This is a genomic window from Synechococcus sp. OH30, assembly GCF_047462175.1.
GTDB lineage: Bacteria > Cyanobacteriota > Cyanobacteriia > Thermostichales > Thermostichaceae > Thermostichus.
The window spans coordinates 131,128-154,171 of sequence record NZ_JANSIP010000004.1 but is presented as its reverse complement, the minus strand read 5'-3'; the positions used below and the strand labels follow the sequence as shown (position 1 = coordinate 154,171).

17 protein-coding genes are annotated in these 23,044 nt (G+C 59.8%); 14 read left to right on the top strand and 3 right to left on the bottom strand.

The window, feature by feature from the left end:
• Positions 1-48: 48 nt before the first annotated feature.
• Both gltB and NW830_RS06425 read right to left on the bottom strand, forming a co-directional pair.
• Positions 49-4,656, bottom strand: coding sequence for a glutamate synthase large subunit (gene gltB / locus NW830_RS06430; protein WP_414362268.1), 4,608 nt, complete (start codon positions 4,654-4,656; stop codon positions 49-51).
• A gap of 279 nt (positions 4,657-4,935) precedes the next feature.
• Positions 4,936-5,949 carry a hypothetical protein gene (locus NW830_RS06425; RefSeq protein WP_414362269.1) on the bottom strand — a complete coding sequence of 338 codons (1,014 nt, stop codon included), beginning with the start codon at positions 5,947-5,949 and terminating at the stop codon, positions 4,936-4,938.
• A gap of 298 nt (positions 5,950-6,247) precedes the next feature.
• Between NW830_RS06425 and NW830_RS06420 the strand changes: the two genes are divergently transcribed.
• The 12 genes from NW830_RS06420 (at position 6,248) to NW830_RS06365 (ending at position 19,463) form a co-directional block, all read left to right on the top strand.
• On the top strand, positions 6,248-7,264 hold the full coding sequence (locus NW830_RS06420; RefSeq protein WP_414362271.1) for an ATP-binding cassette domain-containing protein: 1,017 nt from the start codon (positions 6,248-6,250) through the stop codon (positions 7,262-7,264).
• Between the two features lie 43 nt (positions 7,265-7,307).
• A complete protein-coding gene (locus NW830_RS06415; RefSeq protein WP_414362273.1) occupies positions 7,308-8,162 on the top strand; it encodes an ABC transporter permease in 855 nt (284 codons plus the stop codon).
• 885 nt (positions 8,163-9,047) lie between these two features.
• Complete coding sequence (locus NW830_RS06410) at positions 9,048-11,405, top strand: pentapeptide repeat-containing protein (protein ID WP_414404620.1); 2,358 nt, start codon at positions 9,048-9,050, stop codon at positions 11,403-11,405.
• Positions 11,406-11,517: 112 nt separating this feature from the next.
• Complete coding sequence (locus NW830_RS06405) at positions 11,518-11,892, top strand: DUF1257 domain-containing protein (RefSeq protein WP_414362277.1); 375 nt, start codon at positions 11,518-11,520, stop codon at positions 11,890-11,892.
• Positions 11,893-11,901: 9 nt separating this feature from the next.
• Positions 11,902-12,111: a DUF2997 domain-containing protein gene (locus NW830_RS06400; RefSeq protein WP_414362279.1), complete on the top strand. Its 210-nt coding sequence runs from the start codon at positions 11,902-11,904 to the stop codon at positions 12,109-12,111.
• A gap of 83 nt (positions 12,112-12,194) precedes the next feature.
• The gene (locus NW830_RS06395; protein WP_414404619.1) at positions 12,195-12,824 is read left to right on the top strand and encodes a helix-turn-helix domain-containing protein; all 630 of its coding nucleotides are present in this window, start codon (positions 12,195-12,197) and stop codon (positions 12,822-12,824) included.
• Positions 12,821-14,350 carry an Hsp70 family protein gene (locus NW830_RS06390; protein WP_414404618.1) on the top strand — a complete coding sequence of 510 codons (1,530 nt, stop codon included), beginning with the start codon at positions 12,821-12,823 and terminating at the stop codon, positions 14,348-14,350. Before NW830_RS06395 ends, NW830_RS06390 begins: the two co-directional genes overlap by 4 nt.
• A gap of 8 nt (positions 14,351-14,358) precedes the next feature.
• A complete protein-coding gene (locus NW830_RS06385; protein ID WP_414404617.1) occupies positions 14,359-15,834 on the top strand; it encodes a pentapeptide repeat-containing protein in 1,476 nt (491 codons plus the stop codon).
• Positions 15,835-15,879: 45 nt separating this feature from the next.
• Positions 15,880-16,662 (top strand): pentapeptide repeat-containing protein, encoded by a 783-nt coding sequence (locus NW830_RS06380; protein WP_414404616.1) that lies wholly within the window; start codon positions 15,880-15,882, stop codon positions 16,660-16,662.
• A 43-nt stretch (positions 16,663-16,705) separates the two neighbouring features.
• Positions 16,706-18,340 (top strand): AAA family ATPase, encoded by a 1,635-nt coding sequence (locus NW830_RS06375; protein WP_414404615.1) that lies wholly within the window; start codon positions 16,706-16,708, stop codon positions 18,338-18,340.
• Between the two features lie 219 nt (positions 18,341-18,559).
• The gene (locus NW830_RS06370; RefSeq protein ID WP_414404614.1) at positions 18,560-19,282 is read left to right on the top strand and encodes a pentapeptide repeat-containing protein; all 723 of its coding nucleotides are present in this window, start codon (positions 18,560-18,562) and stop codon (positions 19,280-19,282) included.
• A gap of 10 nt (positions 19,283-19,292) precedes the next feature.
• Positions 19,293-19,463: a hypothetical protein gene (locus NW830_RS06365; RefSeq protein WP_414362442.1), complete on the top strand. Its 171-nt coding sequence runs from the start codon at positions 19,293-19,295 to the stop codon at positions 19,461-19,463.
• Here NW830_RS06365 and NW830_RS06360 read toward each other — a convergent pair.
• Positions 19,460-20,383 (bottom strand): NAD(+) kinase, encoded by a 924-nt coding sequence (locus NW830_RS06360; RefSeq protein WP_414362441.1) that lies wholly within the window; start codon positions 20,381-20,383, stop codon positions 19,460-19,462. The two genes, NW830_RS06365 and NW830_RS06360, sit on opposite strands and share 4 nt — an antisense overlap.
• A 173-nt stretch (positions 20,384-20,556) precedes the next feature.
• Between NW830_RS06360 and ispE the strand changes: the two genes are divergently transcribed.
• Positions 20,557-21,513 carry a 4-(cytidine 5'-diphospho)-2-C-methyl-D-erythritol kinase gene (gene ispE / locus NW830_RS06355; protein ID WP_414362440.1) on the top strand — a complete coding sequence of 319 codons (957 nt, stop codon included), beginning with the start codon at positions 20,557-20,559 and terminating at the stop codon, positions 21,511-21,513.
• 116 nt (positions 21,514-21,629) lie between these two features.
• On the top strand, positions 21,630-23,033 hold the full coding sequence (leuC, locus tag NW830_RS06350; RefSeq protein ID WP_414362439.1) for a 3-isopropylmalate dehydratase large subunit: 1,404 nt from the start codon (positions 21,630-21,632) through the stop codon (positions 23,031-23,033).
• The last annotated feature ends 11 nt before the right edge of the window (positions 23,034-23,044 follow it).

Here is a 23,044-nt window from a genome sequence, read left to right as displayed (position 1 = left end):
TTGGCCCTCGGGGGGATAAGAAGTGTTACCGACCGGCCCTGCGATCCCCTACAACTGCACTGTCGCCGGCTGGGATCGCGTGGGATCCGTCAGCTCGCTGCCTTCTTCGGAAGGGGGAACCACCTGCCAGAACAGGGGCAGGTAGGACTCCCAGTTCTTAAGGATACGCTCGGCCTTGGGGGAATGGGTGCGGCGGTAGTGCTCCTGGATCAGGCCCTTCAGTTGCGCTTCCGCGGCTGCCGTTTGCACCCGCTGGATGCGCACAATCTCGCCGTTGACCTTGGCGGGGAAGTTGCCCTCTTCATCCAATACGTAGGCTAGGCCGCCGGTCATGCCCGCCCCCAGGTTGCGGCCCACCCGCCCTAGCACCACCACCACGCCGCCGGTCATGTACTCACAGCAGTGGTCGCCGGATCCCTCGATGACCGCCTGGGCACCGGAGTTACGCACGGCAAAGCGCTCTCCCGCCTGGCCGTTGGCAAACAGGGATCCACCGGTGGCTCCGTACAGACAAGTATTGCCTAGGATCACGTTTTCTGCTGGATCCCGGGGGGCTTCTGGGGGGGCAAGGATGACGATCTCACCGCCGCACATACTCTTGCCCACGTAGTCGTTAGCTTCCCCCGTCAGGGTCAGGCGCATGCCCGCCAGGGTAAAAGCCCCGAAGCTCTGACCGGCTGTGCCCACAAAGCGCAGATCCAGCAGCCCCCCTTGCTGGGCAAAGCCTGCATCCCCATACAGCCGAGCCAGGGTGCCGGCAATGCGCCCGCCCACACAGCGATCCGTGTTGGCAATGGGAAGCTCAAGCATGGCCGTGCCGCAGGTCTCAATAGCCTTTTGCACCTCAGGCCGAGCCAGGATGGCGTCGTCCAGCACTGGGCCGTTGCTGTGCACCGGCTCGTGCTCTAGCCACTCTGGCCGCTGGTGGGGAGCAAAGCCCGGGGGAGTTCGCAGGAGACACTCCAAATTCAAGGACCGGGTTTTCTCCAAAACCACACCAGCGCGGGGGCAGAGCAGATCCACCCGCCCAATCACCTCCTCCAAAGAGCGGTAGCCCAGTTGAGCCAAGATTTGGCGCACCTCCTCAGCCAGGAAGGTAAAGAAAGTAACCACCTGGTCAGGAGTGCCGGGGAAGCGCCTGCGCAGCTCCTCTTTCTGGCTGGTCACCCCTACCGGACAGTTGTTGGTGTGGCACACCCGCGCCATGATGCACCCCTCAGCAATCATGGCTACTGTCCCGAAGCCGAACTCCTCCGCCCCCAGCATGGCCGCCATCACCACCTCCCAGCCGGTGCGGATGCCGCCATCCACCCTTAGGATTACCCGCTGCCGCAGGCCGTTCTCCAGCAGGGCGTGATGCACCTCCACCAAGCCCAGCTCCCAGGGCGCCCCTGCGTGTTTGATGGAGCTCAAAGGAGAAGCCCCTGTGCCTCCCTCGTGGCCAGAGATCTGGATGATGTCGGCATTGGCTTTGGCTACCCCTGCCGCCACCGTGCCAATGCCCACCTCCGCCACCAGCTTTACCGACACCTGCGCCTGCGGGTTGACCTGGTGCAGGTCAAAGATTAACTGCGCCAGGTCCTCAATGGAGTAGATGTCGTGGTGGGGCGGCGGCGAGATCAGGGTCACCCCTGGCTTAGAGCGGCGCAGCTTGGCGATGTAGGGGCTGACCTTTTTGCCCGGCAGTTGTCCGCCTTCGCCTGGCTTAGCCCCCTGGGCAATTTTGATCTCAATTTGCTGCGCGTTAAGCAGGTACTCTGGCGTCACGCCAAAGCGGCCCGAAGCCACCTGCTTCACCGCCGAGCTGGCATTGTCCCCCATGCGCAGGCCCTTCAGGTGGGGGAAGCGCGCCGAGGTACCCTCTGGCGTCACATCGGTAATGGGGATGTAGCGCTCTGGATCTTCTCCACCTTCGCCGGAGTTGGACTTGCCACCGATGCGGTTCATGGCAATGGCTAGGGTCTCGTGGGCTTCGCGGCTGAGGGCCCCTAGCGACATCCCCCCCGTGGTAAAACGTTTGAAGATGGCTGTAGCGGGCTCTACCTCTTCTAGGGGAATGGGATCGCGGTCGCTGCGAAAGTCCAGCAGATCCCGTAGAGCGGTGGGGGGGCGGTTGCGCAAATAGGTCCGGTAGATCTCGTAGTGCTCGGGCTGCCCTGAAGCAATGGCCTTGTGCAGCAGTTTGGCCATTTCTGGGCTGTTGATGTGGTACTCGCCCTTGGGCCGCGCTTGGATAAAGCCAAAGTTCTCCAATTTTTTGGCAGTGAGCTCTGGGAAGGCTCGCCGGTGATTGGCCATACCCTCGCGGGCCAGTTCCGCCAGTGTCATCCCCCCCACCCGCGACACCGTGCCGCGGAAGGCCAGGTCAATCACCTCTTGGCTGAGGCCGATGGCCTCGAAGATTTGCGCCCCGTGATAGCTGGAGAGGAGGGAAATGCCCATTTTGGAGAGGATCTTCAGCAAGCCCGCCTCAATGGCGGCGCGGTACTTCCGTTGGGCTTCAGCCACCGAGACCTGGGGCAGCTTACCGGCCGCCATCTGGGTTTGCGTCTTGGGCTTGTGCCACCACTGGCGCACCGCCTCGTAGGCTAGGTAAGGGCAGACGGCGCTGGCCCCATAGCCAATCAAGCAAGCAAAGTGGTGGGTACTCCAGCACTGAGCCGTCTCCACCACCAGAGAAGTGCGCAGGCGCAGCCCCTCCTGAATGAGGTGATGGTGGACGGCCCCTACGGCTAGCAGAGGCGGAATCAAGGCCTGCTCAGCACTGAGACCGCGATCCGAGAGGATCAAGATCTCTACTCCTTCCCGCACTGCCTGCGCCGCCTCTTGGCACAGGGCCCGCACTTGAGCAGCCAGCCCCTCTGGCCCAGCGGCCACTGAGTAGAGGATGGGCAGCGTCCGGCAGGAGAAAGGCGTGCGCTGCAGGGCGGCCAGCTCCGCCTCGTTGAGCACCGGACTGCGTAGGTGCAGCAGGCGAGCATGCTCAGGGCGGATCTCCAGCAGGTTGCCTTTGGATCCCAGATACATGTCCAAAGACATCACTAAGCTTTCCCGCAGGGGATCGATAGGGGGGTTGGTCACCTGCGCAAAGCGCTGCTTGAAGTAGTCGTAAAGGGGGTGGGGCTGGGCGGAGAGCACCGCCAGCGGCGCGTCGTCCCCCATGCTGAAAACCGGCTCTTTGCCCGTAGCCGCCATCTCCTCGATAATCATCTCCACATCTTCCGAGGAGTAGCCGCAGGCGGTTTGCAGTTGGAGCAGCTGTTCTTCGGTAAGCTGCGGGGTCCTCTCAAAGTCTTGGCTAGCCAACTGAACGCGGTGAGCCCTCAACCACTCTCCATAGGGGTGCTGAGCCGCCACCTGGGTTTTGATCTCCCAGTTTTTGTAGAGCTGGCCACTTTGCAGCTCCACCGTCAGCATCTGCCCTGGCCCCAGCCGCCCCTTTTCTAGGATCTCGGCTTCCGGCAGGGGAACCACCCCCGCTTCCGAAGCCACTACCAGCAACCCGTCGCGGCTGAGGGCGTAGCGGGCTGGGCGCAGGCCATTGCGATCTAGAGTGGCGCCAATGGTTTTGCCGTCGCAGAAGACCACCATCGCCGGCCCATCCCACGCTTCCTGCAGGCCAGCGAAAAACTCGTAGAAGTCCACCACTTCCGGGTGATCCTGCAGCTCTGGCTGGTGGCGGTAGGCTTCCGGGATCAGCACCATCATTGCCTGCTGGCTGGAGTAGCCAGAGGCAACTAAGAGCTCAAAGACTGCGTCCAGGCCTGCCGAGTCGCTGGTGCCGGGATCAATGACGGGCTTGAGCTCCTCGATGGCCTCGCCCCAGAGGGGATGGGCCAAAGAGGGCTCGCGGGCGGCCATCCAGTTGACATTGCCTAGGTAGGTGTTGATCTCGCCGTTGTGGCAGAGGTAGCGGAAGGGCTGGGCCAGCGACCAGCGGGGCAGCGTGTTGGTGCTAAAGCGGCGGTGGTAGGTGGCGTAGGCGGTGGCGTAGAGGGGGTTTTGCAGATCGCGGTAAAACTGGCCTAGCGCCGCCGACTGCACCATGCCCTTGTAGACAATTAGCCGGCAGGAGAGGGAAGCAAAGTAGATGGAGTAATAGCCAAACCGGCTTTCCACCTGCCGCCGCAGGCGCCGCCGCAAGAGGTAAAGCTGTCGCTCCAGCTCATCTCCCTCCAGCCTGGGATGGGTAAGAAGCATCTGCCAGATGGAGGGTAGGGTTTGCCGTGCCATTGGCCCCAGGCAGTCTGGATTGACCGGCACCCAGCGCCAGAGGGGCCGTCCCCACTCTGTGGCAGCCAAGTACTCGTCGATGAGCTGGCGCACCGCCTGGCACTCGGCGGGATCCGGGGGCAAGAACACCATGCCCACGGCACTGCGGCGGGGATCCCAAGCCCGGATCTCCTCCCTCTCTGCCTGCAGCAGTTGCCAGGGAATGGCTGTGGCAATGCCAGCTCCATCGCCGCTTTGGTTGTCGCCGCCGCAGCCGCCACGGTGCTCCATGCAAGCAAGAGCAGCAAGGGTTTTTTGCAGCAGCTCGTGGCTAGCTCTCCCCTGGCGATCCACCAGGAACCCAACGCCGCAGGCATCTCGCTCTTGAAAGTGCCAGCTTTCCTGCAGGATAGGAACCGAGACCTGGGAGCGATGGGGGGTCATAGGAGGAAAAACAGCTGGGAATCGTTCGCGTTATGAGAGTTGGGAAACTAGCATATCGCAATTCCATCCAACCGGAAAAGAGGGCAGCCCCACGTCAGGCTGGATTTTGCTGGGGAAGCCATCGGAATCAGCGAAGAAAACCACGAAAGGCTCACTGTGAACAGGTGCCTCGAGTTTTTTTCTGCTGGCTTCTTGCGTAGACTTTCGCCGACTGGAGAAAACCAGGTCGTATGCTCCAGCTTGCCCCACCTCTCCTTGCCGCAACCAGCAATTTAACTGTTATCTGAAGAAGTCGGAAAATGTATTTCGCAGCTCAGAGAGTTGCTCGTTAAAGCAGGTGAGCTGATCCCCCATGGCGTTCACCATCGTCAGGTCTGCCCGCCCGGTTGCGCCCTCGGATCCCAAGAGGGGAACACTCATGCGGCTGGGATCGGCAGGATTCTGGGAGACGCGGATAACCGTTCGCTCGCGGTTAAACTGATAGGCCTCGGCCACGTAGCGGATGGGCTCGCTTAAGCTGGGATCCACCGGCAAGTCAGGGGCTGGCAAAAGGTCCACCAGCTCGGTAAAGGTGCCGCTCCGCAGGCCCACCACGGCAGCAGCTCCCAACTGGTTGCAGATGGCAATCAGCACCGGCTCTTGGGGGCTGGCGCTAACGTTGGCCAAGGTAACAGTGACATTGGCCCGCCGGGGTGCTGGGGAGTAGGTAACCTCAAAGGTGCGGGCAGGAGCATTCCCCAGTTCGTCGCGGGCGCGAAAGCGAAGCTGCCCCCTGTAGGGCAGGAGGGAAGAAAAGTAAATGCCAAAGCGGTCGCTAGGGCCACGTCCGGGGATACTGGACTGGCCAGGGACGTAGGCGAGGACGGCGCGGCTTTGCCAGTTGTTGGGCGGTGCATAGGGCAGCAGGGGGCCACTGGTGAGGCTGGGGGGATCGGGGGGAGGCGCATCCGGCTGGCCATCCCGGTTGAGATCGAGGCCATTGCCCAAAAAGGCCACCGAGCGCTGCAGCAGGAGGGGGCGGTTTTGGTTATCGACCAGAGGAGGTTGCCCTTCTGCCAGCCCTGCATTCTCCACATAGACGTTGAAAGGACGATTCAAGATCTGGTTGTCCCGCTGCCGCCGCAGGTTGAATTGGAGGTAAGGCCCCACCGCGCCCGCCGTCGGGGATCCCCCTGTAATGGCAAAGTCGTCGGCCCGCAAAAAGGCATTTTCCAGCGGGCTAAGCGGGGTTGTTGCCTCGCCGCAGCCGACCAGGCCAAGGGCAAAGGTTACCAAAGTTCCAAGGGTTGCCACAGAGCCCCCTTGGGGGAAAGCTGGCAAGGGGGATCGGCAGGCAAGCTTTGGCTTGAGCATTCCTCTCCTCTCCACAACCGTTGGCGACGGTTTAGCCCAACCGAACTCAATGGCAAGGTGGGCAGGGATCCGCCCCCAACCTACCCAGTGGCCTGAACTACTATACCCTGAGGCTTGGTTTGGCTCCCAACTTCCCAGGGAGTCGGCGGCTACAGAGCTGCCGAGAGGGGGCAAGCCCATGGCTCCCCCTTTCTCCCAAGCGGCTTGATAGCCTAGAGGAAGCGAAAGGTGGAGGCCCATGTCAGATACCCCTGCGGTCTTGGTTCAACAACTCCAGAAGCGCTACGGATCCACCCTGGCGGTGGCGGATGTCTCCTTCCAAGTAGAGCCTGGCCAGATCTATGGCCTTCTCGGCCCCAACGGCGCCGGCAAAACCACTACCCTGCACTGCCTGTGCACCCTGCTGCGCCCTGACGCGGGCCGGATCGAGGTGTGCGGGATCCCGGTCAATGAAAATCCCAAGGCGGTACGCGAAAAGCTGGGCTTCGTTGCCCAGGAGGTGGCCTTAGACAAGGTGCTGACGGGGCGAGAATTGTTGCAGTTGCAGGCGGATCTCTACCACCTGCCGCGGCCTTTGGCCCGAGAGCGGATTGCTGCGGTCTTGGAATTGCTGGGGCTGGCCGACCGCGCCGACCAACGCATCGGCACCTACTCCAGCGGCCTGCGCAAACGCCTAGATCTGGCGGCAGGACTGCTCCACCAGCCCCAGGTGTTGGTTTTGGACGAGCCCACAGTGGGCCTAGACATTCCCAGCCGGCAGGCCATCTGGGACTTTCTGCGCCAGCTTAAAAACACCGGTGTGACGGTGGTGCTCAGCAGCCATTACCTGGAGGAGATCGACCTGTTGGCGGATCGGGTGGCCATCATCGACCGCGGCAAGGTGATTGCCGAAGGCACCCCAGAAGAGCTAAAGGCCCGCGTCGGTGGCGAGCGCATCACTGTCAAGCTGCAGGAGTTTGCGCCGCCAGAACTGGCCCAGCGGGGAGCCGAACTGCTGGCATCCCTGCCCTTTGTCCAAAAAGTGGTGATCAACAGCGCCCAGGGCAACGCCCTCAACTTGGTGGTGCAGCGCAATGGGGAGGATCCCCTCAGCCAGATCCGTGCCTGCCTCGAGGCCCATGGGCTGGAGGTTTTCAGCAGCACCCAATCCCGTCCCAGCCTGGATGATGTGTATTTGGCAGCAACCGGGCAAACCCTCCTGGATGCGGAGCTGGCTGCCGCTGAAGCCAACCTGGGCAAAAAGAATTTTCCCTGATTCCCGATCCCTACCTCGTTCAAAACTTTGCAGGAGCCTTGGTATGACCTCTGCCGCTTCCCCAACCCCATCCAACCCAGTTCCTCTATTTACGGTCGACTTTTGGCAGGAGACTTTTGCCCTCACCCGACGCTTGTTTATCCAACTGCAGCGTCGCCCCGTAACCCTGCTGGTCGGCATCATCCAGCCGCTGCTTTGGTTGATTTTGTTCGGGGCCTTGTTCCAGAATGCTCCTGCCGGCATTTTCGGGGCTGGACAAAACTACACCCAGTTTTTGGGAGCAGGAGTTATCGTGTTTACGGCCTTTGGCGGGGCTTTAAATGCCGGCGTGCCAGTGATTTTCGACCGGGAGTTCGGATTTTTAAACCGATTGCTGGTGGCTCCCCTTACCTCTCGCTTCTCCATCGTGCTGGCCTCTAGCCTGTTCATTATCAGCTTGTCGCTGCTGCAGACGGCAGTGATCGTGGGGGCAGACTACGTCCTCGGCGGCGGGATCCCGGACGGGCGGGGGCTGGCAGTGGTGGCCTTGATCGTGGGCCTATTGGTCTTGGGCTTTACGGCCCTGAGCTTGGGCCTGGCCTTTGCCATGCCAGGTCACCAGCAGCTGCTGGCCTTTATCTTTTTGGTGAATTTGCCCCTGATTTTCTCCAGCACCGCTCTGGCTCCCCTTAGCTTCATGCCCACCTGGCTGCGCTGGGTGGCTAGCCTTAACCCGCTCACCTTTGCCATTGAGCCGATTCGCCACGTCTATCGCACCAGCAGCTGGAGCTTTGCTGATGTGGTGCTGCAGGCCCCCTGGGGCGATCTCACCCTGGCGGGATCCCTGGGCCTCTTGACGGGGTTTGTGGTGGTGTCAGTTCTGCTGGTGCAGGGGGTGCTGCGCAAGAGCTTGGCGTAAACTACCCGACTCCGACCGCCAAAGTTCCCGCCCCTCAACGGTGGTCAGCAACCCTGTCCAGGCCTTCTTGCAGAAAAGGACTTCGTCCCGCTAGCGCGAAAGGTAACAAAGCCACTCTCGAACACCTTGACCGGACGATTTTCCGGCTGGGCAACCCTACGGGCAGAGGCCACTTGCCTGCAGACCTGTTGTGCCAATCGCGCCAGCGGGACGGAGTCCTTATTGCTGGATAAGCCAAAGCGGGTACGGATTTCAGTTGGACGGTGTTCTGCTTCACCCAGTAAGGCCTCCGGCCCGCCGGTGCAAGCAGGGCTTGTGCAAAAAAGCAAACAAGGTCGCCTCCAGCTTGGCGGCTGGCGATGTAGAGACCTTGAGCTTGCGGGAGAGAGTCAGGACTCGGCTCATAGCTTTACCCTCTCAAGCAAAGCCCTATTCCTCCCGACCCTACAGGTACAGGGCAGGGCTGCTGCGGTTTCTATAGGTTATCGCGAACGCGCCGGCAGCACGGAGTGCCTGGAGAACGTCTTAATCGAGTTTGAAATGACCATCAATTCAATTGTCTGGCACAAGGAATCCCTTTTCCAGGTTTGAACTCCTCTTCTCGAGCCTGGCATGCTTGAAATGCTCTAGACAATCTTAAGACTCGATTAAGATTGACTTCCTGGAGAGAACCCCTCAAGTTTGACTTGAGCCCTCTCCAAAGCCAAGGTAAAAATAGAGACGAAGCTAGCCAACAGGGGATAGACCGTGGCTATCAGCGAGGGTGGACAAGTTGCCGGTAGTTTAGAAGTTATTCAGTTGGTTTCTAGAAGGGGGGATCTCGTTAGCGGAAATGGAGCTATTGGAAGTTTTGGCGAAAGAAGCAGAAAGCTTTTTCTACAGACAATGCTACAACCCCTGGATTGGGAAGTGCAGTTTGCGGTTTGGAAAACCCTACTGAACTCTGGCATCCCTCCACTGGTGCAAGTAGCAAAAAGATATCCCGTTCCCCTACGTCCAGTTGGAAACCCTGAAGAGAGATATCGAGCCGGCGAGCGGGACTTTCGCTGGGCAGATCTGGGGAGGGTCAACCTTAGCCGGCTAGATCTAAGGGGGCTTGACTTAAGCGGGGCCAGTTTAGTTCGGGCAAGGCTGAGCCAGGTCAATCTAAGCCACACCAGCCTGATTGGAGCCAACCTCAGCCAGGCAGACCTCAGCGGCGCAGATCTGAGAGGAGCCAACTTAAAGGGAGCTAATCTGATGGGGGCCAATCTCATTGGCGCCAACTTGCAGGGAGCCAATCTGGCAGACGCCAACCTGAACTGGGTCGTCATTTCCCCCGAAACGCAAATTGATCGCAAGTGGCGGCTGGTCTGGGAAATTGTCAACGGCCATGCTCAGGGAAAAAACCTAGCTCAGGCGGACTTGAGCGAGGCCAACCTGGATTGGGCTGACCTGCGGGGGGCCAACTTGGCGCAAGCAGACCTAAGGGGGGCACGGCTTGTCGGCGCCAACTTGCAGGAAGTCGACCTCCAGGGAGCCGACCTCCGGTGGGCCAGCTTGGAGAGAGCCAACCTCAGCGGGGCCGATTTGAGCGCAGCTTGCCTGCAGCTGGCCAGCCTGCGGGGAGCTATCCTTTCCCCTGAAACCCAAATTGACCACAAGTGGCGGCTGGTCTGGGAAATTGTCAACGGCCATGCTCAGGGAAAAAACCTAGCTCAGGCGGACTTGAGCGAGGCCAACCTGGATTGGGCTGACCTGCGGGGGGCCAACTTGGCGCAAGCAGACCTAAGGGGGGCACGGCTTGTCGGCGCCAACTTGCAGGAAGTCGACCTCCAGGGAGCCGACCTCCGGTGGGCCAGCTTGGAGAGAGCCAACCTCAGCGGGGCCGATTTGAGCGCAGCTTGCCTGCAACTGGCCAGCCTGCGGGGAGCTATCCTTTCCCCTGAAACCCAAATTGACCACAAGTGGCGGCTGGTTTGGGAAATTGTCAATGGCCATGCTCAGGGAAAAAACCTAGCTCAGGCGGACTTGAGCGGGGCCAACTTGAGCTGGGCAAATCTGAGCGGGATCAGGCTCACTGGCGTGAACTTGGTGGGAGCCGACCTGAGCGGGGCCAACCTCTGCGGCGTAGACCTACAGTGGGCAGATTTGGGCAAAGCCAATCTAAGCCAGGCGGATCTGAGGGGGGCCAACTTAAACCAAGCGGATCTCAGCGGGGCAGACCTAAGCGGTGCCAACCTCAGTGGAAGCAGCTTGATCAAGGCCGAACTAGCCAAGGCCAAGCTTGTGGGGGCCAAGTTGGCGCAAGCCAACCTCGTCGGAGCCAAGCTGAGACGGGCTAAGCTCAACGGCGCAGATCTAAGGGGGGCTAGCCTCATCGGGGCCGACCTCAGCGAAGCCAAACTGGGCAAGACAGACCTGAACTTGCCTAGCTTGAGATGGACGGTGATTTCTGGAGAGGCCAGTCCGGAGAGTAGCTGGTGGTTCATGATTTTCCATGCTGGCGCCCCTTCGCAGGAGCTGAGCCAAACAGACTTGAGAGAGGCGGACTTGAGAAAGGCCAACCTCAGCCGGGCAGACCTCAGCGGGGTAAGGCTCAGTGGAGCTAACCTAAGCCAGGCTTATTTGATTGGGGCAGATCTCAGCGAGGCCAGCCTAGGTGGAGCCAATCTAAAGAGGGCCAAGCTGGGCGGGGCCAACCTAACCCACGCCGATCTCAGCGGAGCCAAGCTGAGCAGGGCCTATCTGGGCGGAGCCAACCTCAGCGGCGCCGACCTGAGGGGGGCAGATCTGGAGCTGGCCAGTCTGCAGCGGGTGATCCTTTCTCCTGCAACCCAGATCGAGGCCAAGTGGCGTCTGGTGTGGGAGATCGTCAACGGTCAAGCCTCCAAGAGAAATTTGAGTGGGGTTGACCTGAGCGGCGCTAACTTGAATTGGGCCAAGCTCAACGGGGTGCAACTGGTCGGGGCAAACCTAAGTGGAGCCAGCCTCATTGGAGCGGATCTAGGAGGATCCAACCTCAGCCAAGCCAATCTGAGGAAGGCCAATTTGAGCTACGCCAACTTGGAGGGATCCAACCTAGACAATGCTATCCTGGAAGGCGCAAAACTTGATTTTCAGTGGCAGTGGATCTGGCTCTTCCTTTGGTTCAAAGGTTTGGCAACCATCTGGTTTGGTTACCCCAGTACCCCTCAACTGCCTCCTCCTCCTACGTCGGATCCCAATCGGTATCTCCCAGCCGAGAAGCCCAAGGAGAAGTGAACACTTCTGTTCTTTGGCTAGGGCCACGCAGGTTTGTATCCTAGCAAACACTTTTTAATCCAAGAGAGCTGCTTTAGGATAAAGGCGTGTCCTTCTGAGGAGAATCCCCACAGTGTCTCACTTCACCAGCATCAAGGTTCAGTTCAAAAATAAAGAGATCCTGAAAAGTATTTTGGTTGCCCAAGGTCACGAGGTCTTGGAAAACACTTATGTCCGGGGGTATGGAGGGAACCGCGTCCGGGCAGATCTTGTGGTCAGGCGCAGCAACGGCTACGACATTGGCTTTCGCCAACGGGGGGACAGCCTGGAGATGATTGCCGACTTTTGGGGAACGGGAGTCACCGCTGAGGCTTTCTTAGCGCCAATCCGCCAAGCCTACACCCGCGAGCAGCTCCTTGCAACGGCAGCGGAGAAGGGGTTTACCGTAGAGTCGGAATCTGTGGACGAGAAAGGACAGATCAGGATTGTGTTGGGGCGCTGGGCTTGAGGAGGCGTTATGGCGGAATATCAACAGGTTGAATACATCATCGACAAAGATGGCAACGTGATTGAGCGCGTGCTTAATGTCAAAGGCAAGGGCTGCCTTGACCTAACTGAGGAAATAGAAAGGGCATTGGGCACAGTTCAAAAAAGGGAGCTGTTGCCTGAATATGACCAGGCCCCAGTCATAGAACAAAATGTCCAGCGTCAGGTAGAGCGTTTATGAATGCCCCAAACCCCTTTCTGGATCCCCTGTCTGGTTTAACCAAAGGGATCCAAAGGACTCTGGCTAGGATTCCATTTTGGAGTATGAAAAGTCATGATACCCTGCTGCGCAATCTCATGCAGGCTGCCGGTATCTCAACCTGGCGAGAGCTTCGACAAAAGGCCAAACTGAGTCGAGGAGCCCTAAATGCCCTGAGAACTGGCCAGGCCGAAAAGCTGAAGTTAGCCGCTCTCAATCGAGCGGCCAGCATTTTGCAAGTGTCCTTGCCGAGCCTTATTCAAGATTTCAGTGGAATCGAGCTAGCATTGGAGACTGCAGAAACGGCTCAGGAAGTGCAGCGGCTGCACAAACAGCTAGAACAGCAGGAAGGGCAATTGCGCCATCAAATCCGCGCCGAACTAGTGGAAAAGCTCAAGCCTCTTTTGGTGCAATACCCCACCCTGCAGCAGGTTGTGCAGAGGCGACCGGATTACCCTGCCCAGCAAGTCTTGGCTTTGCTGAACTGTCTGGGCAACTTGTTGGAAGACTGGCAGTTGGAAACCATTGGCCAGGTGTGGCAACAGGTGGCCTATGACCCAGAAAGCCACCAGGCAGATGAGGAGGATATCCAGGCGGGCGAGCCGGTCTACGTTCGCTTTGTGGGCTATCGACTTAGGGATCAAGTTTTAGTTCGAGCCAAAGTCAGTCGCACTCTACCTTCCTTGGCAGCATGACGACGTTGGCTATTGATTTTGGCACTTCCAATACGGTGGTCTGTGCCTATCAAAATCGAAAGCCGATTGTGATCGACATACCAGGGATCACCCACCGCTACGACGGCAGCCCGCCTCTAATTCCCTCGGTTCTCTTTGTCGGCCAAAACCAGCAATTTTTGATTGGGGCACCTGCCCAGGCCAAACGGGATCCCAAGCGCCTATTCAAAGGCTTTAAGCGGGATCTCTCTCAGCAATTCCAGCCGGCCCCAACCTATGTGGATGGACAGGCCTACACAGCCCAAGAGGCCACGCGGATCTTTCTGCAGCAGCTTCTTGCCAAACTCAAGGCGGAGGGCTGGCAGCCCGATAAGGTGATCTTGACCGTGCCGGTGGGAGCCTACGAGGCCTATTTGCACAACCTGCAAGAGGTGTTTGGCTCCCTAGGGATCCAACAGGTTGTGTTCCTCGACGAGTCCACCGCGGCTGCTTTGGGCTACGGGGTGCAGGAACCGGGATCCCTGATTTTGGTGGTCGATTTGGGGGGCGGAACTCTCGACCTCTCTTTGGTCAAAATCTTGAAGCCAAAGCAGGGCACTGCTTACCGAGCTGAGGTCATTGCCAAAACTGACCGGGCCTATGGCTGTGGCGGCGTCGATATCGATATCTGGATTGCCGAGTGGCTGCTGGAGCAGTTGGGCCGCAAGCGACAGCAGGTTCCGGCCAGCAGCTTCCAGGTTCTGTGCGAGGTTGCCGAGCGGCTCAAGATCCGCCTCTCCAGCCATTCTCAGGCCAGCGAGGCCTGGCTGGATGAAGACTCCTTTGAGACCCACACCTTAACGCTTCAGCGCGAACAACTCCAGGAGCTGTTGGAAGAGCGCGGCCTGCTGACGCGGCTAAGAGAAGCCATCGATGAGGTCATCGAGAAAGCCCACAACAAAGGGATCTCTAAACGAGATATCCACCAGGTGGTGTTGGTGGGTGGCACCAGCCTCATTCCAGGGGTGCAGCATCAGGTCATTAGCCTCTTTGGCCGCGACAAGGTTAAGTACCACAAGCCGTTTGAGGCAGTGGCCCACGGCGCTCTGGCCTTCACCCAGTTTGCCCGCCTTCAAGATCATCTCCGCCATACCTACGCCCTGCGGCTCTGGAATCCCTATTTGCAGGCGCCCGACTTTTTCCCTCTCTTTAAGAGCGGCACGGCCTATCCTGCCACGGTGGAACTGCCTCCCTTGCAGGCCAACGCCAATGGACAAAGCCACATCAACCTGGTGGTTGGTGAGATGGCCGAGGAAGGGGCAACCGAGGTTGTTTACGGTCCCGACGGTCGGATGCAGATTCGCAACAGCAGCGCAGCTTCTAGCTTTCGTCCCCTTGGGAGCCACAAGCAGCTTTCCATTCCTCTCAAGCCCCCAGGGCAGGTAGGAGTGGATCGTTTGCAGGTCACCTTTGCCGTCGATGCTGGGCGAACTTTGCGGGTAACGGTAGTAGATTTGCAAACTCAAAAGACCCTTATGCAGCAGCAGGTGGTTGGGAGGTTAACTTGAGGTTAGGGATGGCGGAAAACTTTGATCCCGTTCTGGGTGGGCAGCAATTGGCCGGCTCCGATCCAGTCATGGGAGGCTTGGTAGCCGTTGAGCAAGCCCTAGACAGTCCGGATCCCAAGGTGAGAATCCAAGCAATCAAGGGTGCCCTGAAGTACGGATCCAAAGGGGCCGAGCTTGTTATCCAGGCCATGCGAAATGATCCCAACTGGGAGGTGCAGTTTGCGGCTTGGGAGACGCTGCTGGAAGCGGAGGATCCCCAGCACGTGCAGGTGGCAAGGTCCTATCGCCTTCCCCTCCGACAGCTTGGAGATGTCCAAGCAAGGTATGAAGCGGGAGAGCGAGATTTCCGCTGGGCCAAGCTAAGCAGAGCTGACCTGAGCCAGGCCAAGCTGAGCGGGGCCAACCTGAGCGGGGCCAGTCTGAGCAGGGCCAACCTGAGCGGGGCCAGTCTGAGCAGGGTCAACCTGAGCCAGGCCAAGCTGAGTGGGGCTGACCTGAGCAGGGCTGACCTGAGCCAGGCCAAGCTGAGCAGGGCCAACCTGAACCAGGCCAAGCTGAGCGGGGCCAACCTAAGTGGAGCCAACCTGAGCGGGGCGGACCTGAGCGGGGCCAACTTGAGCGGGGCCGACCTGAGCCAGGCTAACTTGATCTTGGCCAAGCTGAGCAGGGCCAGTCTGAACCAAGCCAAGCTGAGCGGGGCCAACCTAAGTGGAGCCAAGCTGAGCGGGGCTGACCTGAGCGGGGCCGACCTGAGCGGGGCTAACCTGAGGGGAGTGAATCTTCAGGGATCCAACTTGTTCTGGGCTAGGTTGAGGAGATCCCTGCTCTCTGCCGAGACGCAGATGGATCCCAAGTGGCGGCTGGTCTGGGAAATCGTCAACGGTCAGGCGAATGTCAAGAACCTGAGCGGGGCCGACCTGAGTGGAGCCAACCTGAGCGGGGCCAACCTGTGGCAAGCCAACCTGAGGGGGGCCAACCTGAGCAGGGCTGACCTGAGCGGGGCCGACCTGAGTGGAGCCAACCTGAGCGGGGCCGACCTGAGCAGGGCTGACCTGAGCGGGGCCAACCTGAACTGGGCCAACCTGAACTGGACCAACCTGAACTGGACCAACCTGAACTGGGCCAACCTGAGCGGGGCCGACCTGAGCAGGGCTGACCTGAGCAGGGCTGACCTGAGCGGAGCCAACCTGTGGCAAGCCAACCTGAGCGAGGCCAACCTGAACTGGGCCAACCTGAGCGAGGCCAGGCTGTGGCAAGCCAACCTGAGCAGGGCCAACCTGAGCGGGGCCAAGCTGTGGCAAGCCAACCTGAGCGAGGCCAAGCTGTGGCAAGCCAACCTGAGTGGGGCCGAGCTAAGGGGAGCAAACCTGGACGGCACGGATCTGAGAGGAGCAAACCTGAGGGACGCAAAACTGAGTTTTGGGTGGGGATGGTTCAAAGACCTAACAGGCACCATCCTTCCTGATGGGCAAGTTCACTCCTAACTTTTCTCTCAGCGCCAAGTACTGGCTAAACCAGGGAGGCAAGCGGTGGCGGAAACCTTTGATCCTGTTCTGGGTGGGCAGCAATTGGCCGGCTCCGATCCAGTCATGGGAGGCTGGGTAGCCGTTGAGCAAGCCCTAGACAGTCCGGATCCCAAGGTGAGAATCCAAGCAATCAAGGGTGCCCTGAAGTACGGATCCAAAGGGGCCGAGCTTGTTATCCACGCCCTGCAAAATGATCCCAACTGGGAGGTGCAGTTTGCGGCTTGGGAGACGCTGCTGGAAGCGGAGGATCCGCAGCACGTGCAGGTGGCAAAGTCCCATCGCCTTCCCCTCCGACAGCTTGGAGATGTCCGAGCAAGGTATAAAGCGGGAGAGCGGGATTTCCGCTGGGCCGACCTGAGGGGGGCCAACCTGATCTTGGTCAACCTAAGCGAGGCCGACCTGAGGGGGGGCAATCTGAGCAGGGCCAACTTGAGCGGGGCTAGTCTGAGCAGGGCCAACTTGAGTAGGGTCGACCTGAGGGGATCCGGCCTGAGCTTGGCCGACCTGAGCGGGGTAAACCTGATCGAAACCAACCTGAGCCAGGCCGATCTGAGCGGGTCCAAGCTATGGTGGGCCGACCTGAGCGGAGCCAACCTGATCGAGACCAACCTAAGCAGGGCCGACCTGTGGCGGGCTAACCTAAGCAAGGCCAACCTGAGCAAGGCTGACCTGAGGGGGGCTGACCTGAGGGGGGCAAACCTAACGGGCGCAAAACTAAGTCCCGGCTGGGATCGATTTGTCGACTTGAGCGGGGCCGTCCTCCCCGACGGAACTATCCATCCCTAGGCGGATCCCTTTGCTAGACTACCTACAGCTAGCAGCTAGATCCATGAGTTCCTTAGATCTCGCCTTTGCCAGCAATCACCAAGACATTCTCACGCTGCTGGACTTGGCGGTTCGCGCTCGCTACCCTTTGATCTACCTGGTTACTCCCGAAGAAGCCCCAGCAGAGGAGCTGCTACAAGTTCTGGCCGATTCTCTCAAACCCAAGCGCAAACTCCTAATCTGGGATATCGTCTCTGGCTGGTCAGATAACGGCCAAAACAAAGGTCAATTGATGCCTGCTCTGGGCCGCATCGGCGCTATCAAAGAGGACGAGGCGGTTATTTGTGTTCTCAAGGATCTAAACCCCACCCTGAGAAATCCAGAACGCTCAGATAACTATCCCGTTATCCGCTACCTAAAAACCTTGGCCAGAGAGGGCCGCCACAGCCGCAAGTCCATCATCCTCCTGGGTCAAGAAGCCGTTGTCCCTGCCGAGCTGCGCGAGGAAATTGTAGTCTATGATTTTCCCCTGCCCAGCATCGACGAAATTGAGCGGATCATTACCCGCGCGATCCCTGCCCGTCAACTGGAGCTAAGCGGCCCAGCGCGGGAACAACTGGTTCGAGCCTGTCAAGGGCTGACCCGGCAGCGCATTGAGCGGATCCTGGCCCGCGCCCTAGCCGCCAAAGGCAAGGTCAGCGAGGGCGATATCGACCTGGTTCTGGAAGAGAAAAAGCAATACATCCGCCAGACGGAAATCCTGGAGTTTTACAACCCCTCCGAGACCCTGCAAAATGTCGGCGGCCTGGAAAACCTCAAAGCCTGGATTCGCCAGCGCCGCAACAGCTTTAGTGCCCAGGCCCGCGACTATGGCTTGCCCAGCCCCAAGGGCATTTTGCTGGCCGGGATTCAGGGTACCGGCAAGTCCCTCTGTGCCAAAACCATAGCCCGCGAGTGGCGCATGCCCTTGCTCCGGCTGGATGTGGGGCGACTCTTCGGCGGGATCGTCGGCGAAAGTGAAAGCCGCGTGCGCCAGATGATCCAAATTGCCGAAGCTATGGCCCCCTGTGTTTTGTGGATTGATGAGTTGGATAAGGCCTTTGGCGGCGTCAACAGCGAGTTTTCAGGAGATTCGGGCACCAGCAAGCGGGTCTTCGGCAGCCTAATTACCTGGATGCAGGAAAAAACCAAACCCGTTTTTATTGTTGCCACCGCCAATAATGTCCGCATCTTGCCGGCTGAGTTGCTGCGCAAAGGCCGGTTTGATGAGATTTTCTTTGTCAATTTGCCCAACCAGCGGGAGCGGGAGGAAATCTTCCAAGTCCACATCCAGCGGCTGCGGCCCAACCGCGTGCGAGATTTCTCCTACCCTGAGCTGGCCATGGCCAGCGAAGATTTCAGCGGGGCAGAAATTGAACAGGCCATCTACGATGCCATGCACATGGCCTTCAACCAGGATCCACCCCGCGAGTTTACCCAGGAGGACATCCTCAGCGCCATTCGCCAAACTGTTCCTCTGGCCGCCATCGCCCGCGACCAGATTCAGGACTTAAAGGCATGGGCTGCCGAGTCCGGGGCCCGCACGGCCTCCCAAGACCAACAGCTTGTGCAGGAGCTGCGAACGCTGGTGCAAAAAAGAGGGCTGGGCCCCATCGAAGTCGACAGCCCCTCTTCGTTTTTCCCCTCCTCCCCCTCCTAAGTTCTCAGTCCTGGTCTTCTGGCGGGATGTAGCAGCCCTACCAAAACCATTAGCTCCCCAGGGATCCAACAGACAGCGGCTGCTTTGGGCTACGGGATCCCTGATTTTGGTGGTCCATTTGGGGGCTGGAAGCTTACCGAGCTGAAGTAATTGCCAAAACTGACCGGGCCTATGGCTTATGCAGCAGCAGGTAGTTGGAAGGTTAACTTGAGGTTAGGGATGGCGGAAACCTTTGATCCTGTTCTGGGTGGGCAGCAATTGGCCGGCTCCGATCCGGTCATGGGAGGCTGGGTAGCCGTTGAGCAAGCCCTAGACAGTCCGGATCCCAAGGTGAGAATCCAAGCAATCAAGGGTGCCCTGAAGTACGGATCCAAAGGGGCCGAGCTTGTTATCCACGCCCTGCAAAATGATCCCAACTGGGAGGTGCAGTTTGCGGCTTGGGAGACGCTGCTGGAAGCGCAGGATCCGCAGCATGTGCAGGTGGCAAGGTCCTATCGCCTTCCTCTCCGACAGCTTGGAGATGTCCGAGCAAGGTATGAAGCGGGAGAGCGAGATTTCCGCTGGGCCAAGCTAAGCAAAGCTGACCTGAGCCAGGCCAACCTGAGCGGGGCCAACCTGAGCGGGGCCAGTCTGAGCAGGGCGGACCTAAGCCAGGCCAAGCTGAGTGGGGCCGACCTGAGCGGGGCCAACCTGAGCGGGGCCGACCTGAGCGGGGCTAACTTGATCTTGGCCAAGCTGAGCGGGGCCAACTTGAGCGGGGCCAACCTGAGCGGGGCCGACCTGTGGCAAGCCAACCTGAGTGGGGCCGAGCTAAGGGGAGCAAACCTGGACGGCACGGATCTGAGAGGAGCAAACCTAAAGGGCGCAAAACTAAGTCCCGGCTGGGATCGATTTGTCGACTTGAGCGGGGCCATCCTCCCCGACGGAACTATCCATCCCTAGGCGGATCCCTTTGCTAGACTACCCACAGCGTCGCCCCTTGGGTTTTGTGGATTGCTTTGGCGGCGTCAACAGCAAGTTTTTAGGGGATGCGGGCACCGGCAAGCGGGTCTTCGGCAGCGCCTCCATCCAACGGCCTCCCAAGACCAACAACTTGTGCAGGACTCCTAAGTTCTCCGGCTAGGGCAGCTCTACCGAGGTAGGCTTAGAAGCATAGGTTAGGCCCCAGCCCAACTTCTCGCGCATGACGCGGAAGAACTCCGGTCGGCGGAGGCGAATCAAATCTGTCCAGTAGGGGGCGCGGACAACGCGGATTTGGTCTTCTGGCAGGATGTAGCAGCCGGCATTGCCGTCGGCTACCAAAACCAGCGGTTGGGGGCTGGCGGGGCTGATCCACACCTCTTCCGAATCGGGAAAAACCAGAGCCCGTGAGGCCATTGAGTGGGGACAGATAGGGATCAACTGCAACACCGGCAGACTGGGAGTGATGACAGGCCCTCCCGCCGAAAGGGCATAGGCCGTCGAGCCAGTGGGGGTGGCTAAAATGATGCCGTCGGCAGCTACATCCAAAGGTGAGTGCTCCCCAATGGTTACTTCAAAGTGGCACATGCTGGTCAAGGGCTCGCGGTGCAGCACCATTTCATTGAGGCTGAGCACCTCCCAGCGCAACTCATGGCCGCGGTAGGCCTGCACCAGCAGCATGCTGCGGCGATCTAGGATGTACTCGCCGGCAATGGCTGCCTTGGCCGCCTCTTCTAGGTGGCTGAGGTAGGTCTCCGTCAGAAAGCCCAAGTGGCCAGTGTTCACGGCCAGCAAAGGGATCCCTTTGGGGGCCAGTTGCCGGGCTGCTGCCAAAACAGTGCCATCTCCCCCCAGCACCACGGCAAACTTCATGCTTTCGTCAAAGCCGGCGGGGGCCAAGCTGTCCACCTTCGTCAAGCAAACGGGACTATCGGGCTTAGCGTAGCCGAGAATGCCGCCCCAGTTGGGGGCAACACAGACCTCCCAGCCCTGTTCTTGAAACCAGCGGGCCAAGGTTTCGCTGCTGCGCTTGGCGGCGGGCTTGGCGTCGTTGTAGAGGATCCCAACTTTGGGCTTGCTCATGGGGCAGTGGTGAGGCAGAGGGTGCCAAAACTTTATCAGGTCTGGAATAGCTGCAGCAAAAAGTAGCTAGCCCCAGGGTTCTACCCAGATCCCTTGCCTTAGAATCGGGCTGAAAGGGCTCCCCAGATGAGGTCTGTGTTTGCGTTGGTCTGGACAGGCTGAGGGGAGTGGAGATGCATTGCCAACCCCGTTCTCACCCCATGCAAGCCTGTACCCTGATTGCCCGCGCCAAGATCAATCTTTACCTGGAAATCCTCGGATCCCGCCCCGATGGCTATTCCGAGGTGGCTATGATCCTGCAGAGCATTGCTTTGGCAGATCGCGTGCGTCTCCAGCGCCGTGCCCACGGCATCCACCTAATCTGCAGCCACCCGGAGGTGCCGGCAGATGGCCGTAACCTAGCCTACCAAGCGGCTGAGCTGCTGCAAAAGGAATGTCAGGCCGATCTGGGAGTGGAGATCCAGCTGGAAAAACAGATCCCAGTAGCAGCGGGCTTGGCGGGCGGCTCAGCGGATGCGGCGGCAGTTTTGGTGGGACTCAACCAGCTCTGGGGCTTGGGCCTAACGGTAGGAGAGCTCCAGAACTTGGCGGCGCGTCTGGGATCCGATATTCCCTTCTGCGTACAGGGAGGGACGCAGCTAGCCACGGGGCGGGGAGAAGTTTTACAGCCCCTGGCCGACTGGGAAGGGATCCCCCTGCTCTTGGCCAAGCCCCGGTATCTAGGGGTTTCCACCGCCTGGGCCTATCAGGCCTTTCGCACTCGCCCTGCCGCTTCCTTACCTTCTGCCGCGTCCTCCTTGCCGAGCTTGCCCCAGGTGCTGGCTGCTCTGGAGCAGCGGGATCTGCTGGCCTTGGCCCGCAGTTTGCGCAACGATCTGGAACAGCCGGTTTTGGCGGAGTACGCCATTGTGGGAAAATTGCGCCAGGCCTTGCTTGAGGCAGGGGCATGGGGGGCCTTGATGTCGGGCTCGGGGCCGACGGTGTTTGGGATCATGCCCAGCCTGGAATTGGCCGCCCAAGCCCGCGACAGCCTGCGTCGCCACTTTCCGGAGGTGGATTTCTGGGTAACCCAATCTGCTCCCACCGGCATTTTGCTCGAGCCGGATCCCCAGCCGCTTGACCCCCCCTAGAGGTGCCCGCTAGCTTGGCTGGGAAAAGGGCCCTGGCCGCCCCTGCCTTGGCAAACCTTAGAATTGAGAGAAATTAAGTTAAGAAAGATCGGCTTGGCCGCGGGCTAGAGAGGAAGATGAGCGAAAGAACGCTTTTTGACAAGGTCTGGGACGCCCATACGGTGCGGGTTCTGCCCTCGGGGCAGACGCAGTTGTTTATCGGCCTGCACCTCATCCACGAGGTGACCAGCCCCCAGGCTTTTGCCATGCTGCGGGAGCGCCATCTGCCGGTTCTCTTCCCGGAGCGCACCGTGGCTACAGTGGATCACATCATTCCCACGGACAACCGGACGCGGCCCTTTGCGGATCCCTTGGCGGAGGAGATGATCCAGGAGCTGGAGCGCAACTGTCGCCAATACGGCATCCGCTTTTACAACAGCGGCTCCGGTCGGCAGGGGATCGTGCATGTGATTGCGCCGGAGCAAGGGCTGACGCAGCCAGGGATGACCATTGCCTGCGGCGATAGCCATACTTCTACCCACGGCGCCTTTGGAGCAATTGCCTTTGGTATTGGCACCAGCCAGGTGCGGGACGTGCTGGCCACCCAAACCTTGGCCCTGTCTAAGCTCAAGGTGCGCCGTATCGAGGTCCAGGGCAGCCTGGGGCCAGGAGTTTACGCCAAGGATGTTATCCTGCACATCATCCGCAAGCTGGGGGTCAAAGGCGGGGTGGGCTACGCCTACGAGTACGGCGGCAGCACCATCGAGGCAATGAGCATGGAGGAGCGCATGACCCTCTGCAACATGTCCATTGAAGGGGGAGCCCGCTGCGGCTACGTTAATCCCGATGCGGTAACCTTTGAGTACCTAAAGGGACGGGAGTTTGCTCCTCAGGGATCCGACTGGGAGGAGGCAGTGGCCTGGTGGAAAAGCTTAGCCAGCGACGCCGACGCTGTCTATGACGATGTAGTGGTGTTTCAGGCCTCTGAGATTGCCCCCACGGTAACTTGGGGGATTACCCCCGGCCAAAACATTGGGGTAGACGAGCGGATCCCTGCTCCCGAGGAGCTGCCAGAAAGCGAGCGGGAGCTGGCTAGGGAAGCCTATGCCTACATGGGTTTGCGGCCTGGGGATCCCATTGTGGGCACGCCAGTGGATGTCTGCTTCATTGGCAGCTGCACCAATGGCCGCTTGAGTGATTTACGGGAGGCGGCCAAGATTGCCAAAGGACGGCGGGTAGCGCCTGGAGTGAAGGCGTTTGTCGTGCCTGGCTCGGAGCAGGTCAAGCAGGAGGCGGAACGCGAGGGCCTGCGCGAGATCTTTGAGGCGGCAGGGTTTGAGTGGCGGGATCCCGGCTGCTCCATGTGCTTGGCCATGAACCCAGACCGCCTGGTAGGCCGGCAAATCAGCGCCTCTTCTTCCAACCGCAACTTCAAGGGCCGCCAGGGATCCCCCACGGGACGCACCCTGCTGATGAGCCCGGCCATGGTGGCGGCAGCGGCAGTAAGCGGCAAAGTGGTGGACGTGCGGGAACTGCTCTAGCCAATCCTCCC

What these genes read in the sequence shown, in the direction of transcription:
- NW830_RS06410 (WP_414404620.1), top strand. Translation starts at nt 9,048, where the DNA reads ATGCTACAACCCCTGGATTGGGAAGTGCAGTTTGCGGTTTGGAAAACC.
- NW830_RS06400 (WP_414362279.1), top strand. Translation starts at nt 11,902, where the DNA reads ATGGCGGAATATCAACAGGTTGAATACATCATCGACAAAGATGGCAAC.
- NW830_RS06375 (WP_414404615.1), top strand. Translation starts at nt 16,706, where the DNA reads ATGAGTTCCTTAGATCTCGCCTTTGCCAGCAATCACCAAGACATTCTC.
- NW830_RS06385 (WP_414404617.1), top strand. Translation starts at nt 14,359, where the DNA reads ATGGCGGAAAACTTTGATCCCGTTCTGGGTGGGCAGCAATTGGCCGGC.
- NW830_RS06390 (WP_414404618.1), top strand. Translation starts at nt 12,821, where the DNA reads ATGACGACGTTGGCTATTGATTTTGGCACTTCCAATACGGTGGTCTGT.
- NW830_RS06420 (WP_414362271.1), top strand. Translation starts at nt 6,248, where the DNA reads ATGTCAGATACCCCTGCGGTCTTGGTTCAACAACTCCAGAAGCGCTAC.
- gltB (WP_414362268.1), bottom strand. Translation starts at nt 4,656, where the DNA reads ATGACCCCCCATCGCTCCCAGGTCTCGGTTCCTATCCTGCAGGAAAGC.
- ispE (WP_414362440.1), top strand. Translation starts at nt 20,557, where the DNA reads ATGCATTGCCAACCCCGTTCTCACCCCATGCAAGCCTGTACCCTGATT.
- NW830_RS06395 (WP_414404619.1), top strand. Translation starts at nt 12,195, where the DNA reads ATGAAAAGTCATGATACCCTGCTGCGCAATCTCATGCAGGCTGCCGGT.
- NW830_RS06360 (WP_414362441.1), bottom strand. Translation starts at nt 20,383, where the DNA reads ATGAGCAAGCCCAAAGTTGGGATCCTCTACAACGACGCCAAGCCCGCC.
- NW830_RS06370 (WP_414404614.1), top strand. Translation starts at nt 18,560, where the DNA reads ATGGCGGAAACCTTTGATCCTGTTCTGGGTGGGCAGCAATTGGCCGGC.
- leuC (WP_414362439.1), top strand. Translation starts at nt 21,630, where the DNA reads ATGAGCGAAAGAACGCTTTTTGACAAGGTCTGGGACGCCCATACGGTG.
- NW830_RS06415 (WP_414362273.1), top strand. Translation starts at nt 7,308, where the DNA reads ATGACCTCTGCCGCTTCCCCAACCCCATCCAACCCAGTTCCTCTATTT.